Annotated in this window: 12 protein-coding genes; 9 read left to right on the top strand and 3 right to left on the bottom strand. The window is 64.7% G+C overall.

Translation table 11 applies throughout. The annotated features are described in order from the left end of the window. The first annotated feature begins 83 nt into the window (after positions 1-83). Together BRAS3843_RS26955 and hemC are read left to right on the top strand one after the other, a co-directional pair. Entirely contained in the window at positions 84-1,712 is a 1,629-nt protein-coding gene (locus BRAS3843_RS26955; protein WP_008972287.1) for a choline dehydrogenase, read from the top strand. 12 nt (positions 1,713-1,724) lie between these two features. Continuing rightward, positions 1,725-2,705, top strand: a complete 981-nt coding sequence (gene hemC / locus BRAS3843_RS26960) for a hydroxymethylbilane synthase (RefSeq protein ID WP_277996491.1) — start codon at positions 1,725-1,727, stop codon at positions 2,703-2,705. Positions 2,706-2,708: 3 nt separating this feature from the next. Here hemC and hemE read toward each other — a convergent pair whose 3' ends face one another. After that, positions 2,709-3,755, bottom strand: coding sequence for a uroporphyrinogen decarboxylase (gene hemE / locus BRAS3843_RS26965; RefSeq protein ID WP_008972289.1), 1,047 nt, complete (start codon positions 3,753-3,755; stop codon positions 2,709-2,711). A 160-nt stretch (positions 3,756-3,915) separates the two neighbouring features. Between hemE and BRAS3843_RS26970 the strand changes: the two genes are divergently transcribed. Beyond that, a complete protein-coding gene (locus BRAS3843_RS26970) occupies positions 3,916-4,164 on the top strand; it encodes a hypothetical protein (protein ID WP_008972290.1) in 249 nt (82 codons plus the stop codon). Positions 4,165-4,363: 199 nt separating this feature from the next. Beyond that, the gene (locus tag BRAS3843_RS26975; protein ID WP_008972291.1) at positions 4,364-6,277 is read left to right on the top strand and encodes a diguanylate cyclase; all 1,914 of its coding nucleotides are present in this window, start codon (positions 4,364-4,366) and stop codon (positions 6,275-6,277) included. Positions 6,278-6,285: 8 nt separating this feature from the next. On the opposite strand, the gene BRAS3843_RS26980 is transcribed toward BRAS3843_RS26975, so the two are convergent. Further along, positions 6,286-6,519 carry a SlyX family protein gene (locus BRAS3843_RS26980; RefSeq protein WP_035982891.1) on the bottom strand — a complete coding sequence of 78 codons (234 nt, stop codon included), beginning with the start codon at positions 6,517-6,519 and terminating at the stop codon, positions 6,286-6,288. After that, the gene (locus BRAS3843_RS26985; RefSeq protein WP_008972293.1) at positions 6,512-7,276 is read right to left on the bottom strand and encodes a rhodanese-related sulfurtransferase; all 765 of its coding nucleotides are present in this window, start codon (positions 7,274-7,276) and stop codon (positions 6,512-6,514) included. Before BRAS3843_RS26985 ends, BRAS3843_RS26980 begins: the two co-directional genes overlap by 8 nt. Positions 7,277-7,407: 131 nt before the next feature. On the opposite strand from BRAS3843_RS26985, the gene ggt reads away from it, so the two are divergent. The 5 genes from ggt to BRAS3843_RS27010 all read left to right on the top strand — a co-directional run bounded on the left by ggt (position 7,408) and on the right by BRAS3843_RS27010 (position 14,737). After that, a complete protein-coding gene (gene ggt, locus BRAS3843_RS26990; RefSeq protein ID WP_008972294.1) occupies positions 7,408-8,994 on the top strand; it encodes a gamma-glutamyltransferase in 1,587 nt (528 codons plus the stop codon). Between the two features lie 1,263 nt (positions 8,995-10,257). Next, positions 10,258-10,875, top strand: a complete 618-nt coding sequence (locus BRAS3843_RS26995; protein ID WP_008972295.1) for a (2Fe-2S)-binding protein — start codon at positions 10,258-10,260, stop codon at positions 10,873-10,875. Between the two features lie 4 nt (positions 10,876-10,879). Further along, entirely contained in the window at positions 10,880-11,896 is a 1,017-nt protein-coding gene (locus tag BRAS3843_RS27000) for a xanthine dehydrogenase family protein subunit M (protein ID WP_008972296.1), read from the top strand. 2 nt (positions 11,897-11,898) lie between these two features. Next, positions 11,899-14,190, top strand: coding sequence for a xanthine dehydrogenase family protein molybdopterin-binding subunit (locus tag BRAS3843_RS27005; protein WP_008972297.1), 2,292 nt, complete (start codon positions 11,899-11,901; stop codon positions 14,188-14,190). A 115-nt stretch (positions 14,191-14,305) separates the two neighbouring features. Continuing rightward, the gene (locus BRAS3843_RS27010; RefSeq protein ID WP_244425481.1) at positions 14,306-14,737 is read left to right on the top strand and encodes an FKBP-type peptidyl-prolyl cis-trans isomerase; all 432 of its coding nucleotides are present in this window, start codon (positions 14,306-14,308) and stop codon (positions 14,735-14,737) included. The last annotated feature ends 170 nt before the right edge of the window (positions 14,738-14,907 follow it).

A 14,907-nucleotide genomic window follows, 5' to 3' on the forward strand; every position in this document is an offset into this window, starting at 1 on the left:
TCCGCTCGCCGATTTTGCCCCTTGCCTGTCGCGCCGATTTGGTATCTCCAAGTCTGGACAACAATAAGCAGTCCGGAGGAGACATGAGCGGCAGTCGCGCGGCTTCGCACGAAACGGATTTGGAATTTGACTACGTCGTCGTCGGTGCGGGTTCCGCGGGATGCGTGCTTGCCAACAGGCTGAGCGCCGACGGCAAGCACAAGGTGCTGCTCCTCGAAGCTGGTCCCAAAGACAGCAACATCTGGATCCACGTGCCGCTCGGCTACGGCAAGCTGTTCAAGGACAAGTCCGTCAACTGGATGTATCAGACCGAGCCCGAACCCGGGCTGGACGGCCGCTCGGTGTTTCAGCCTCGTGGCAAGGTGCTCGGCGGCTCCAGCTCGATTAACGGGCTGCTCTACGTGCGCGGCCAGAACGAGGATTATGATCGCTGGCGCCAGCGCGGCAATGTCGGCTGGGGCTATGAGGACGTGCTGCCTTATTTCAAGCGGGCGGAAAATCAGCAGCGCGGCGCCGACGACTATCACGGGGCTGGCGGACCGCTTTCGGTGTCGGACTGGCGGCACGAGGATCCGCTTTCGGAAGCGTTCGTCAAGGCCGCTGTCGAGACCGGCCTTCCCTATAACCCTGATTTCAACGGCGCGGCCCAGGAGGGCGCCGGCTTCTTTCAGACCACGACGATCCGCGGTCGGCGCGCGAGCAGCGCGTTCTGCTATCTGCGTCCGGCGAAGCACCGCAGCAACCTGCACATCGAGACCGATGCGCAGGCCGAGCGGATTGTCTTCGAAGGACGCAGAGCCCGTGCGGTGGAATTCCGCCAGCATGGGCGCTTGCGCACGGCGCGGGCCCGCCGGGAGATCCTGGTCTCCAGCGGCGCGTATAATTCTCCGCAGCTCCTGCAATTGTCCGGCATCGGCCCGGCCGAACTGTTGAAGCGGCACGGCATTGATGTCGTGCTCGACGCGCCCGGTGTCGGCAGTGACCTGCAGGACCATATGCAGGTGCGGATCGTGATGCGATGCAGCCAACGCATCACCTTGAACGATATCGTCCATCATCCCGTGCGCCGGGTGCTGGCCGGCGCCCGCTATGCCGCGTTTCGCACGGGGCCGCTGACGATCGCGGCCGGCACGGCGGGGGCCTTCTTCAAGACCGATCCGCGGCTGGCGAGCCCCGACATCCAGATCCATTTCATCCCGTTCTCGACCGACAAAATGGGCGAGACGTTGCACACCTATTCGGGCTTCACCGCCTCGGTCTGCCAGCTGCGACCGGAAAGCCGCGGCTCGCTCCAGATCAGGAGCGCCGATCCGGCGGCGGCGCCCGAAATCCGCATCAATTATCTCGCCAGCGAGACCGACCGCCGCGCCAATATCGATGGCCTCCGTATCCTCAGGAAAATCCTGGCCGCCCCCGCGCTGAAGCCTTATGTGACCGACGAGGCCTATCCCGGATCGAAAGTGGTTGCCGACGAGGAGATCCTGGCCTATTGCCGGCAGACAGGGAGCACGATCTATCATCCGACCTCGACCTGCCGGATGGGGAATGATGCGCTGGCCGTGGTCGACGAGCGGTTGCGCCTGCGCGGCATTGAAGGCTTGCGCGTGGTGGACGCCTCGATCATGCCCGATCTGGTCTCGGGCAATACCAACGCGCCGGTGATCATGATCGCGGAGAAGGCCTCCGACATGATCTTGCAGGATGCGCACTAAGCAGGAACGGAATTGGTGACTCGTTTTCGGATCGGCACACGCAAGAGCACCATGGCCTTGGCGCAAACCGAGGAGATCGCACGGCGCCTGACGGCGGCGATCCCTTCGCTCGATGTCGAGATCGTCAAATTCGAGACCACGGGTGATGCCGACCAGACCAGCAAGCTGTTGACCCACGGCGGCAAGGGCGGGGCGTTCGTGGCCGAGATCCGGCGCGCCATGCTCGCCGGCCAATTGCATGCGGCGATGCACTCTCTGAAAGACATGCCCGGCAATGAGGAGACGCCGGGGCTGGTCGTCGCTGCCCTGTTGTCGCGTGATCCACCCGGCGATGTGCTGGTGCTGCGGCAGGGCCTTTCGCTGGAGGACTTCCGCTGCGACGGCGGCACCGGCTTCAAGATCGGCACCAACGCTGTCAGGCGCGCAGCCTATGCAAGGCGGCTGTTTCCGAATGCGCAAGTGATCCACTTTCGCGGGGCCGCCGACACCCGCATTCGCAAGCTCGATCATCGCGAGCTGCAGCGGCTGCCGGATGGCGGTGCAGTCGGTCCGGCGGATGCGCTGATCATGGCGCGCTCGGGGCTCGAGCGGGTCGGGCTTGCGGATCGTGCCAGTTACGAGTTTCCGGTTGCTGACATGCTGCCGGCCGTTGGGCAGGGCATCGTCGCGGTCGAGTGCGTCGGCACCGACTGGGAAACGCGCCGCATTCTATCCACGATCGATGATCCGGCTGCGCGTGCCTGTGCCGATGCCGAGCGCGAGGTGCTATGGGTCCTCAACGGCCATTGCAACTCGCCGATCGCGGGCTTTGCGACCATCGACGGTGCGCAGATGACCTTGACTGCCTCCGTGCTCGACGAAGCCGGCGATCGCTTCATCGAGGCGCAACGCACTGGGCCCGCCGACCGCCCCCGTGAGCTTGGTCGCGCGATCGGGCTCGAGCTGCTCGCCAATGGCGCGGCCGAACTGATCGAGCGCAGCCGGCCGCGCTAACGGTCAACCGCGATAGGCGCGCACCCGCGCGACCATCTGCTCGACATGCGTGATCGGCGTCTCCGGCAGGATGCCGTGGCCGAGATTGAAGATGTGGCATCCTTGCGCGTAGCTCGCCAGCACATCGTCCACGGCCTGATCGAGCGCGGCTCCGCCGGTGATCAGCGCCAGCGGATCGAGATTGCCTTGCACGGCGACCTTGCTCTGCACCTGTTCGCGGATCAGCTTCGGCTCCGCCGTCCAGTCGATGCTGACGGCATCAACGCCGGTCGCCGCCACATAGCTCGGCAGAAGCGCGCCGGCACCGCGCGGAAATCCGATGATCTTCGCATCAGGCCGTGCGCTGCGGACGCCTTCGACGATGCGGCGGGTCGGCTCCATCGACCAGCGCGCGAATTCACGCGGCGAGAGCACACCGGCCCAGGTGTCAAAGATCTGCAGCGCATCGGCGCCGGCGTCCAATTGCTTCAGCAAATAGGCAATCGACGTCCCAACCAGTGCGTCGATGATTTTGCCGAAGGCCTCAGGATGCCGATAGGCGAGAAGGCGCGCCGGCGCCTGATCGGGCGTGCCTTGGCCCGCGACCATGTAGGTCGCCACCGTCCACGGCGCGCCACAGAAGCCGATCAGGGCCGTGCTCGGCGCAAGCGCGCTGCGGACACGGCGCAGCGCTTCGAACACCGGCTCCAGCTTGGAGAAATCGGCCTCCGTCGCCAGCGCCGAGATCTTCTCGGGCGTGTCCAGCGGCTCGAGGCGCGGACCTTCGCCGACCTCGAACCGCACGCTGCGGCCAAGCGCGTATGGAATGACCAGGATGTCGGAAAAGATGATCGCGGCATCGAAACCGAAGCGGCGGATCGGCTGCAGGGTCACCTCGGCCGCAAGCTCGGGCGAAAAGCACAGATCGAGGAAGCCGCCGGCCTTGGCGCGAACCTCGCGATATTCCGGCAGGTAGCGGCCCGCCTGGCGCATCATCCAGATCGGCGGGACCGCCTGTCTCTGACCCGAGAGCACGGCGATGAAGGGCTTGTTCGTCACGGTCTGGTTCAAGCTTGAGGCTCCACAGTCATCGGGACCAGTTTACCGCACGTGATACATGGGGTCGCGGTTCCGGCCAACATCAATCCCGTCCCGTGTGCTCCGATCGGGGCCGATCCGGACGGAACGCGGATTTTTCCTGCGCGTTGTCTCCCCCAAAAGGAGATTGATCATGGCCGAGAGCTTCAATCCCGCGCCTCACGACAAGCATGCGGTGGACCCGCGCGAGGCGGCACGCCTCGATCGCGAGACGCCGACGCAGCTCGACAAGGGGCTGAGGGACACGTTTCCTGCTTCCGATCCGGTGAGCTTGCAGCAGCCTTCCGTTGCGACAAGAAAGATGCACAGCGTGGACGATCAAAGTGGGGAGCTCCACAGCCCGTCGCTCTGGGACAAGGTGCGATCCATCTTCGTGCGCTGAGCTGTCGGGCGTGCGGTCGGCGTGAAGACTCTTCTACTGTTCGATCGAAGCTCGAGCATTGCGATAACCCGTAATTGTACGGCATTGGCCGTAGTCTTACGGTCGTGCAGGCGTGGCCCAATGCAACCGATTGGCGTTTGATTTCAGAGATAAATAAGATGTGCGTGGGATTTTCCGTCGATCCGGAGAGTCCCGCGGAATGGACGTCGTCGCGCATAAGGTTCGACTGAGCCGCCTGCCTGTGTGGGCGGCTGTTTTCGTCGTGGCGGTGTGCGCGGCTATTCTTGCATTGAGCGGTTGGAGCGAATGGGCTTCGCGTGACAACGAGCTGCGCGGCGCGGAGGTCGAGCTCGGCAATCTGACGCGTTCGCTCGCCCAGCATGTCGAGGACACGGTCGAGCTCGCGGACACGATCATCCGCGGTGTCGTGAGCGAACTTGAGGGCGAGGACGGAAGCGGCCCCGCCGTTCTGCGGCTGCAGGGCATTTTCAACAGCACCAAATCCAGCCTCGGCCGTGTCCGCGGCGTGTTCGCCTATGACGAGACGGGACGGTGGCTCGCGACGACCGAGAACGTGGCCCTGTCGAACTACAACAATGCCGATCGTGACTATTTCACCCATCATCGGCGATCGGCGGACCGGTCGCTTTTGATCGGCAAGCCGGTGCAGAGCAAGGCCGGCGGCCAATGGGTCATTACCTTGTCCCGCCGCTGGAATCATCCCGACGGCCGCTTTGCAGGCGTGGTGCTGGCCACCATCGACGTCGCCTACTTTTCGGAATTCTACCGGCAATTCGATGTCGGTCCGCATGGCACGATCCGTCTGATGAGCCGCGACGGCGCGATGCTCGCGCATAGCGTCGATCCGGTCCCTGACATGGAGCGGCAATCGGTTGTCGACGACATCCCCTTCCATCCGAGCTTTGGAATCCTGCACGTGCGGTTGCCGCAGGACGACTCCGAACGGATCGCGTTCTATCAGCGTGCGCAGCGCTATCCGTTCCTGCTGGTGGCCACACGGACGCGGGAGGACGTGTTGGCGGAATGGACGAGGCACTTCTATGTCCGGATCGCCATGGTCGTCGGCCTCGTCCTTCTGATCTGCGCGATCGGAATCTTCCTGGTGCGGCTGCTGCTGCAGGGGCGCCGCCTGGCCTTGGCATTGACGTCCAACGAAGAGAGCTTCCGCCTGCTCGCGGAGGGCTCGAGCGATATCGTGACCCGGATCGGCCTGGACGAGCGTATTCGCTATGTCTCCCCGTCCGTGCTTCGGCTGCTCGGCTGGCAACCGGCGCAGCTGCTCGGCAAACGGGCGCTCGCTGGCATCCACGCCCTCGACCTGCCGCAGATCGAGGAGATCATGGCCTCGATCAAGCGCGGCGAAACCGAAGAGGGGCGTGCGACCTATCGCATCCGGCGACGCGACAAGTCGGATATCTGGGTCGAGACGACATTGCGCGGCACCCGCACGGACGACGGCAGGCTCGACGGCTTTGTCGCGATCACGCGTGACGTCAGCCAGCAGAAGGCCCTGCAGGGCAAGCTCGAGACCCTGGCGATCGAGGATGGCCTCACCGGCCTTGCCAATCGCCGTCGCTTCGATGAACGGCTGCTGGAAGAGTGGGGGCGGGCCTATCGCGAAAGGACCTCGCTGGCGCTGTTGATCATCGACATCGATCATTTCAAGGCCTTCAACGACAGCTATGGCCATCCGGCCGGAGACGAATGCCTGCACGCCGTGGCGGTCATCCTGGCCGACGAGGCTCAACGCAGCTCCGACCTCGCGGCACGCTACGGCGGCGAGGAATTCGCGATCCTGCTGCCCAATACCGATCCGGCCGGCTGCGCTCGGATTGGCGAGCGGATCCGCCGCGCGGTCCGCGACGCGGCCATCCCGCATCGGGCAAACCCGCCCTCGGAGATCGTGACCGCGAGCCTTGGCGGCGCGGTATGCCGGCCGGGCAGCGAACGTTCCGCCGGACCCGCATCGTTGATTGAGGCCGCCGATCGCGCGCTCTACGCCGCCAAGGATGGCGGCCGCGACCGCATCATCATGGCGGGCGACGTCATGGCGTTCGCCCCGAGCATCGTACCTGCCGCGGCACATCTCTGAGCTTCGTGTCAGTAGTGCGGCGGCGGTTCGTTGGTCGGGCCGTCCGTATTCGCCTCCGCCTCTTCGAGCCGCTCACCAAGCAGCGCAATCTGCCGCTTCAACGCCTCGATCTCCCGCCACTGCACCATGATCGTCTGATTCAGCGTCTCGATCGTATCGTCCTGGAACATCACGCGCGCTTCCAGCGCATCGATCCGCTCGCTCAGTTGCTCGGCTGACTCCAGCTCTCCGGTTTCATTCATCGCTTGTGCCCTCTTGCTGGGATTGCGTGACATGCTCCGTCAAGCCGTGGCCGAGGGCGACGCGCTCGTCGAACACGAAGCATCCGCCGCGCCAGCGGCTCTCGCTTTCCGGAATCTCTTCCAGATATTTGAGGATGCCGCCCTTGAGATGGTAGATCTCGCCAAAGCCGCGGGCGAGCAGCAGCGAGCTGGCCTTCTCGCAGCGGATGCCGCCGGTGCAGAACATCGCGACCCTCTTGTGCATTGCAGGATCTAGACGAGCGGCTGCAAAACCCTTGAACTCGCCGAAGCTCCTGATCGCGGGGTCGATGGCTCCTTCGAACGTGCCCATCGCCACTTCGAATGCGTTGCGGGTGTCGAGCAGGAGCACGTCCGGCGCGCTGATCAGCGCGTTCCAATCAGCGGGATCGACATAAGTCCCGACCTGGCGTGTCGGATCGGCGGCCGGATCGCCCAGCGTGACGATCTCCCGCTTCAGCCGCACCTTCAGGCGCTGAAACGGCATGGCGCGCGCAGCCGAAAATTTCAGTTCGAGATTGTCGAGCCGGCCGCCGAACAGCGGCCCATCGCGGAATTGATCGATCAGTCCGTCGATCGCTTCGCTGCTGCCGGCCAATGTCCCGTTGATCCCCTCCTGCGCGAGCAGCACGCTGCCCTTCAACCCGAGCCGGGCGCAGAGGTCGAGCAGCGGCGCGCGCAATGCCCCAAAATCCGGCAGCGCGGTGAATTGATAGAAGGCAGCAACCTTGAAAGCCATGCGGCCGTTTACCAGCAGACCAGCCATCGGAAAAGCTGGTATCCCAGGCCATTGCCCAGGCGGCAAGGAATATGCCATGACGGCCGCAACGCGGGTTCCTTCGCCCTTCTGTCAGAACGCAGCGAGAAAGAATGAGAAGCTTCCACTTCCCCGGCAGGTCCACGGTTCACGCCCTGAACGCCATGGTTGCGACGTCCCATCCGCAGGCCGCCCTGGCCGCGATCGAGGTGATGCGCGCCGGCGGCACCGCAGCGGATGCGGCGGTGGCGGCTGCCGCGCTGCTCGCGGTGATCGAGCCGCAATCGACCGGCATCGGCGGCGACTGCTTCGCGCTGGTGCAGCCGAAGGGCGAAGGCAAGATCACGGCCTATAACGGCTCCGGCCGGGCGCCGATGGCGGCCGACGTCGCGTGGTATCTCGAGCGCAAGATCCATTCGGTGCCGCTGACCTCGGCGCATGCGGTCTCGGTGCCCGGCGCGATCGACGCCTGGCACCGCATCCTGCAGGACCATGGCCGGCTCGGGCTCGACCGGTTGCTGCAGCCGGCCATCCGTGCGGCGGAAGAGGGCTATGTGGTGGCGCCGCGCATCGCCTTCGACTGGAAGAACCAGTTCGAGAAGTTGAAGAACGGCACCAACACCGAACGGTATTTGCTGCCGCATGGCAAGCCCGCAGCTGCAGGCGACGTGATCCACCAGCCCGAATTGGGGCAGACCCTGCGTGCGATCGCCAAGGAGGGGCCGAAGGCCTTCTATACCGGCGCGATCGCCGAGGACATCGTCGAGACCCTGCGCGGCATCGGCGGTCTCCACGCACTGGAGGATTTTGCCAATCACCGGACCGAGGTCACCGCGCCGATCGGCACGGTGTACAAGGACCACGACGTCTGGCAGTGCCCGCCGAACGGCCCGGGCATCACCATGCTGGTGATGCTCAACATCCTGTCGCGTTTCGATCTCACCAAGGTTGCGCCGCTCTCGGTCGAGCGCATGCATCTCGAAGCCGAGGCCGCCCGCATCGCCTATATGCTTCGCGAGCAGCATATCGGCGATCCCGCGCATATGACGACCGAGGTCGCCAGCATTCTGGCCAGGGATTTCGCCGACGAGTACATCGGCAAGATCAGCATGGAGCGGCTGCTCGACCTGCCGAATGTCGCCCCGCCGATGAATCCGGATACCGTCTACATCACGGTCGTCGATCGCGACCGCAACGTCTGCTCCTTCATCAACTCGGTGGCGCATTCCTTCGGCTCGGCGATCATCTCCAACAAGACCGGCGTGCTGCTGCAGAACCGCGCCGGCGGCTTCCGCATCCAGCCCGGCCATCCGAACTGCATCGGGCCCGGCAAGCGGCCGCTGCATACGATCATCCCGGCTCTGGTCACCAAAGCGGGGCGCGCGCAGATGTCGTATGGCGTGATGGGCGGCCAGTATCAGCCGACCGGCCAGACCCACGTGCTGACCAACATGCTCGATTACGGTTGCGACGTGCAGGAGGCGATCGACATGGCGCGCGGCCTGCACTACGAGGGCGTCTATCAGCTCGAGGACGGCATCCCGGCCGATGTCGTCGAGGGTCTCGAGCGGATCGGTCACAAGACCACCAAGCTGGTGGCGCCGCTCGGCGGCGGCCAGGCGATCTGGATCGACTGGGACAAGGGCACGCTCACCGGCGGCTCCGACCCGCGCAAGGACGGCTGCGCGCTGGGCTATTGAGCTGGCGGAAGCTGTTGTTGCCTCGGTCATCGCGAGCGCAGCGACGCGATCCAGCGACATGACTACGACTCTGGATTGCTTCGTCGGGGAGCCTGTTATCGGGCCGCGCTTCGCGCGGACCCGTTGGCTCCTCGCAATGACGGTGGTTGATCGTTCGTAGGGTAGGGCAAAGGCGCGCGTGCGATGCTGCGTGCGTCGCGCGCCGTGTCCTCTCTTCTGACAACCCCTCCTGCGGATCAACGGCTGCATCAACAAGCACCCCTGTCGTCCCCGCGAACGCGGGACCCATAATCCCAGGACGTCGTTCGGGGCAGGCGCGTTGGCCATCTCGCAAACGACGTCCGCCGCGGCGTATGGGCCCCGGGTCGGCGCCACGACGCGCCGGCGCGTCGCGGCTTGCCCGGGACGACGATGGGAGAGAGCGGTTTCACATCTCGAACAGCGGTCAACATCGATCGGCATGGCATCGCATTCTCGCGGCGTATCGCGCCCGAGGCATAGGAACAGCATGTCCCTCCTGATAGGACGGAGGGCGCAGGGAATGCCGGGTGAAGGCCTCACCCATGGCCCGCCTGCGTCAAAGAATGCAGGCGGCAGGTACCACAGGTTCAGCCGACATCCGGCATTCCCCGCGCGATGGTCTTCACGCTTATACGCAGTCTCCCTGGTGCGCCGGGCTTGTTGGCCACCATGATCCACGCGGCGCGTCAGCGCCGTCGTGAACGTAACACCAGCATCGGGGTGTCAGGACGCTGCGATTTCACGTCCGCGAGAGATCGTTCGTCGGCACCCTCGTTCAGGAGAATGCTGCGATCTCTCGCGGCCACCGCTCCCCGCCTCGCGTGTCGTGACGATCGCGCGCAACGCCCCTCCGAGTGAGGCGGGATATGCGCAGACAATCATAATTTCTGTAAAACAGAAACGATTTTTTTTTGGCTGAGAGGCAATACGCCGATGTTCGCATTGAAAACGCTGGTGAACTTCGTTTTTCGGCGCGAACCATTTTGCCGACCAAGAAGGCCCCGTGAAACACGTTCTGAAGTGAAAATCGCATAAGTGATTTGCCCGACATGCACGGCAACGTGAGAGCCTGCCGCATTCTACTTGACCAAATCGTCAACAAAGCGAGCGTCGATTGTTCCGACGCCAGATGGCGTTGCGCTGCTCATATCAACGGAACAACACCCAGCCGGAGTTGTTAGCCGACGACAGAGGCGGGCAGGCGTGCGCCGCCTCCCATCTTCCATGCGGCGGAGGCCGTGCATGTCCGACAAGATCAATTCTCCTCGATCGGGATTCGATCGCCGCGCCTTCCTGACAGGCGCCGCGGGAACCGCGGTCGCCATTCCACTCACGGCGCGTGCCGGAAATGAAACCGCGCAAGCGCCGGAGGCGCAGGACCCCGCAGCGCCGGTGCAGGTGACGCTGCGCATCAATGGCGACAGCCGAACGCTGGCGCTCGATGCCCGCACCACGGTGCTCGATGCCCTGCGAGAACATGCGGGCCTCACCGGGTCCAAGAAGGGTTGCGACCATGGCCAGTGCGGCGCCTGCACGGTGCTGCTCGACGGCCAGCGCGTCGTCTCATGCCTGACGCTGGCGTCGGCCGCGGAAGGCCGCGAGATCACCACGATCGAAGGCCTCGCCGAGGGCGGCAAGCTGCATCCGATGCAGCAAGCCTTCATCGACCAGGACGCTTTCCAGTGCGGCTACTGCACGCCGGGCCAGATCATGTCGGCGATCGCCTGCGTCAGGGAAGGGCATGCCGACAGCGACGACAACATCCGCGAATATATGAGCGGAAATATCTGTCGCTGCGCCGCCTATCCGAACATCGTCGCTGCGGTGAAGCAGGCCGCACCCGAAATCCTGAAAGGATAGTTGCATGCGCAGCTTCAGCTATCAGCGGGCATCCGACCCGCAGGCCGCGCTGCAGGCGCTGGCCGTAACCGCCGCCGCGACCACGCCGCTGACCGAGGCCTCCAGCCAGCCGCTTGCCGGCGGCACCACCTTGATCGACCTGATGAAGCTCGACGTGATGCGTCCCGAGCGGCTGGTCGACATCAACCCGCTCGCGGGCAACTGGGCGCAGGTCGACCTGGATGGCGGCAACCTCAAGCTCGGCGCGCTCGCGCACATGTCGCAAGTCGCCGGGCATGCCGAGGTGCGGCAGAACTATCCGGTCATCGCCGACAGCCTCAAGCTTGCGGCGAGTCCGCAACTCCGCAATATGGCAACCCTCGGCGGCAACGTGCTGCAGCGGACGCGATGCAGCTATTTTCGCGATGTCTCCTATGCCGAATGCAACAAGCGTAATCCAGGCTCCGGCTGCGCCGCCATGGACGGCTTCAACCGCATGCATGCGGTGCTCGGCACCTCCCATCAATGCATCGCCACCTATCCCGGCGATTTCGCCCAGGCGCTGATCGCGCTCGATGCGGCGATCGAGATCACCAGCAAGTCCGGGCCGCGCAGCATGTCGTTCGCGGAATTCCACAGGGCGCCAGGCGACACGCCGGCGATCGAAACCGTGCTGGCGCCCGGCGAGCTGATCTCCGGCTTTGCCATCGACGGCCGCTGGCCGCGCTCGGTCTATCTGAAGGTGCGCGACCGGCAGTCCTATGAATTCGCGCTGGCGTCCGCGGCTGTTGCGCTCGACCTGCAGAATGGCGTCATCAACGATGCGCGTCTCGCGCTGGGTGGCGTCGCCACCGTGCCGTGGCGCGCGCGCGAGGCGGAAGCCGTGCTGAAGGGACAAAAGCTCGATGATGCGCTGGCAGAGCGGGCTGCGGATGCCGCCTTCGCCGACGCCCGCGGCCGCCAGCACAACGCCTTCAAGATCGCGCTTGGCAAGCGCGTCGTGGCGCACGCCTTGAAAAAGGCGATAGCGATGGAGATTTGACCATGTCGACCGCCGCTCCGGAGCCGAAGGCCAATATGGGTCAGCCGATCCCGCGTTATGATGCCGTCGCCAAGGTGACCGGCCGCGCCGAATACGCTGCCGACGTGCCGCTCGCAAATCCGGCCTATGCTTATCTTGTCACCAGCGCCATCGCGAAGGGCCGGGTCGACAGCTTCGATCTCGACGAGGCCAGGCGGGTGCGCGGCGTGATCGACATTATCACGCATGAGAACATGGTGAAGCTGAAGGACGCCAAGCTGTTTTCGAACGGCGGCTACATGTCGACCACCGTGCAGCCGCTGAAATCGGCCGACATCGCCCACGACGGCCAGATCATCGCCGTGGTGCTGGCCGAGAGCTTTGAGGCGGCGCGCGACGCGGCGCATCGCGTCAAGGTGAGCTACTCCACGATGCCGCCGACCGCGAGCTTTGATTCGCAAGGCACTACTGCAGCCGGCGCCAAGGGGCAGCTCGCGCAGTTCAAGGAAGATCCTGAAGTTGGCGACTTCGCCAAGGGGTTCGACAGCGCCGAGGTGAAGGTGTCGGCCGAATACGAGACGCCGACGCAGCATCACAATCCGATGGAGCTGTTCGCGACCAGCTGCGCCTGGAACGGCGACCAGCTGACGATCTACGAGCCCAGCCAGTACGTCTATGGTCTGAAGAACGGCGTTGCTGAGCAGCTCGGCGTCGACGCCGATAAGGTGCGCGTGATCAACGCCTATGTCGGTGGCGCCTTCGGCTCCAAGGGCTCGGTCACCCCGCGCACTGCGATCATCGCGTCGCTGGCGCGGCGGCTCAACCGTCCGGTCAAGCTGGTGGCGACGCGCGATCAGGGCTTTACCATCGCGACCTATCGCGCCGAGACGCGGCATCAGGTCAAGCTCGGAGCCGGGCGCGACGGCAAATTGCTGGCGCTGCGCCATGACGGTCATGAGATCTCCTCGCGGCCTGATCCGTATGCCGTCGGTGGCACCAAGACAACGACGCGGCTCTATGCCTGCCCGAACGTCGCGAGCATGGTGTCGATCGTGCGTGCCGACCGCAACACGCCGGGCTTCATGCGCTCGCCGCCGGAGGTGCCTTATCTGTTCGCGCTGGAAAGCGCGATGGACGAGCTCGCCATAGAGCTCAACATGGACCCGATCGAGCTGCGCCGGATCAACGACACCACGACCGAGCCGATCAAGGGCAAGCCTTATACGTCGCGTTCGCTGATGGCCTGTTTCGACGAGGCGGCCAAAGCGTTCGATTGGTCGAAGCGCAATCCCACACCGCGTTCGATGAGCGATGGCGACTGGCTGATCGGCTACGGTTGCGCCACGACCTGCTATCCGACCCAGATGGCGCCCGCGGCAGCGCGGGTGCGGCTGCAGCGCGACGGCCGCGTCCGCGTGCAGATCGCAGGACATGAGATCGGTAACGGCGCCTACACGGTGATCGCGCAGGCTGCGGCCGAGCGGCTCGGCGTGCCGATCGAGAACGTCAGCGTCATGATTGGCGACAGCGATCTGCCGCCGGCGCCCGTTGCCGGCGGCTCCAACTCGACCGCCAGCACCTGCTCGGCCGTGATGAAGGTCTGCGACCAGGTGCGACAGCGGTTGCTCAAGGCTGTCATGCCGGAAGAGGGCGTGATCAACAGGGCCAAGGAGACGGTGGGTGTCGGACGGACCCCGGTCACCGATGCAGCCCATGGTGATCAGGCGCTCGATCGCGAGAAGGCGTTCGATGCGCTCGGGGTCGGCGTCGTTGAGGAGTATGGCGAGTGGAAGCCTGAGGGCGCACCGCTCGATTCCTTCCACGCGATGTATGCCGGTCACGCCCGGCTGATCGGCGGGCCCGAATTTGGCGACAAGATCGCGTATGCGTTCGGCGCCGAATTCGTCGAGGTCCGCATCAACCGCAACACCCGCGAGATCCGCGTGCCGCGCCTGGTCGGCGCCTTCGCCTGCGGCCACATCATGAATCCGCGCACCGCGCGCAGCCAGCTGATGGGCGGGTTGATCTGGGGCATGTCGTCGGCGCTTCTGGAGGCCACCGAGATCGACCCGCGCAATGCGCGCTACGTCAACGACAATCTCGCCGACTATCTGGTGCCGGTGAATGCCGACGTGCCGAGCGTCGAGGTGATCCTGCTGTCGGAGCAGGACGACCAAGTCAATCCGGCAGGTGTGAAGGGGCTCGGCGAGCTCGGCAATGTCGGCACCAACGCGGCGGTCTGCAACGCGATCTTCCACGCCACCGGCCAGCGCATCCGCAAGTTGCCGGTCCGGCTGGAAAAGCTCGAGATCTGAGCGCTGACATCTCCGACTGGAAAGACGGGCCGCCTTGCGCTAAACAGCGCTCCCGTTTGAACAGCAAAGGCGGCTCTTTAGGATGTGGCGCTCGACACTGAGAACAATTGCGATCATGCCGGTGATGGCGCTCGCGCTGGCGGCAACGATGTCCATTGCCGCACCTGCGTCTGCCCTGGCGCAAACCAAAGGAAAAACCATGACAACGCCCTCAGGACTGCAGATCATCGACATCCAGGAGGGCACCGGTCCTTCGCCGAAGCCCGGCCAGACCTGCGTGATGCACTACACCGGCTGGCTTTACGAGAATGGCCAGAAGGGCAAGAAATTCGACTCCTCTGTCGACCGCAACGAGCCGTTCGAATTCCCGATCGGCATGAAGCGCGTGATCGCGGGCTGGGACGAGGGCGTCGCCAGCATGAAGGTCGGCGGCAAGCGCACGCTGATCATCCCGCCACAGCTCGGCTATGGCGCCCGTGGCGCCGGCGGCGTGATTCCGCCGAACGCGACCTTGATGTTCGATGTCGAACTGCTGGGTGTGAAGTAGTTCGGCGCTTGTGGGCGCGGGCTATTTCAATCTCGCACCGACGCAGGGTTGATGATGTCAATCGAGATGCTGCGGCGTTTGCAGGGCTGATGACTGCTACGGCAGCCGACGGCTGCGCCCTCTCCCCTTGTGGGAGAGGGCTACACCGATGCCGGCGTCATGCTCACTTG

Source organism: Bradyrhizobium sp. STM 3843 (assembly GCF_000239815.1).
Taxonomy (GTDB): domain Bacteria; phylum Pseudomonadota; class Alphaproteobacteria; order Rhizobiales; family Xanthobacteraceae; genus Bradyrhizobium.

Excerpts from the sequence above, each read along its gene's own strand:
- BRAS3843_RS26955 (WP_008972287.1), top strand. The coding sequence starts at position 84 with ATGAGCGGCAGTCGCGCGGCTTCGCACGAAACGGATTTGGAATTTGAC.
- BRAS3843_RS26970 (WP_008972290.1), top strand. The coding sequence starts at position 3,916 with ATGGCCGAGAGCTTCAATCCCGCGCCTCACGACAAGCATGCGGTGGAC.
- BRAS3843_RS26975 (WP_008972291.1), top strand. The coding sequence starts at position 4,364 with ATGGACGTCGTCGCGCATAAGGTTCGACTGAGCCGCCTGCCTGTGTGG.
- BRAS3843_RS26980 (WP_035982891.1), bottom strand. The coding sequence starts at position 6,519 with ATGAATGAAACCGGAGAGCTGGAGTCAGCCGAGCAACTGAGCGAGCGG.
- BRAS3843_RS26985 (WP_008972293.1), bottom strand. The coding sequence starts at position 7,276 with ATGGCTTTCAAGGTTGCTGCCTTCTATCAATTCACCGCGCTGCCGGAT.
- ggt (WP_008972294.1), top strand. The coding sequence starts at position 7,408 with ATGAGAAGCTTCCACTTCCCCGGCAGGTCCACGGTTCACGCCCTGAAC.
- BRAS3843_RS26995 (WP_008972295.1), top strand. The coding sequence starts at position 10,258 with ATGTCCGACAAGATCAATTCTCCTCGATCGGGATTCGATCGCCGCGCC.
- BRAS3843_RS27000 (WP_008972296.1), top strand. The coding sequence starts at position 10,880 with ATGCGCAGCTTCAGCTATCAGCGGGCATCCGACCCGCAGGCCGCGCTG.
- BRAS3843_RS27005 (WP_008972297.1), top strand. The coding sequence starts at position 11,899 with ATGTCGACCGCCGCTCCGGAGCCGAAGGCCAATATGGGTCAGCCGATC.
- BRAS3843_RS27010 (WP_244425481.1), top strand. The coding sequence starts at position 14,306 with ATGCCGGTGATGGCGCTCGCGCTGGCGGCAACGATGTCCATTGCCGCA.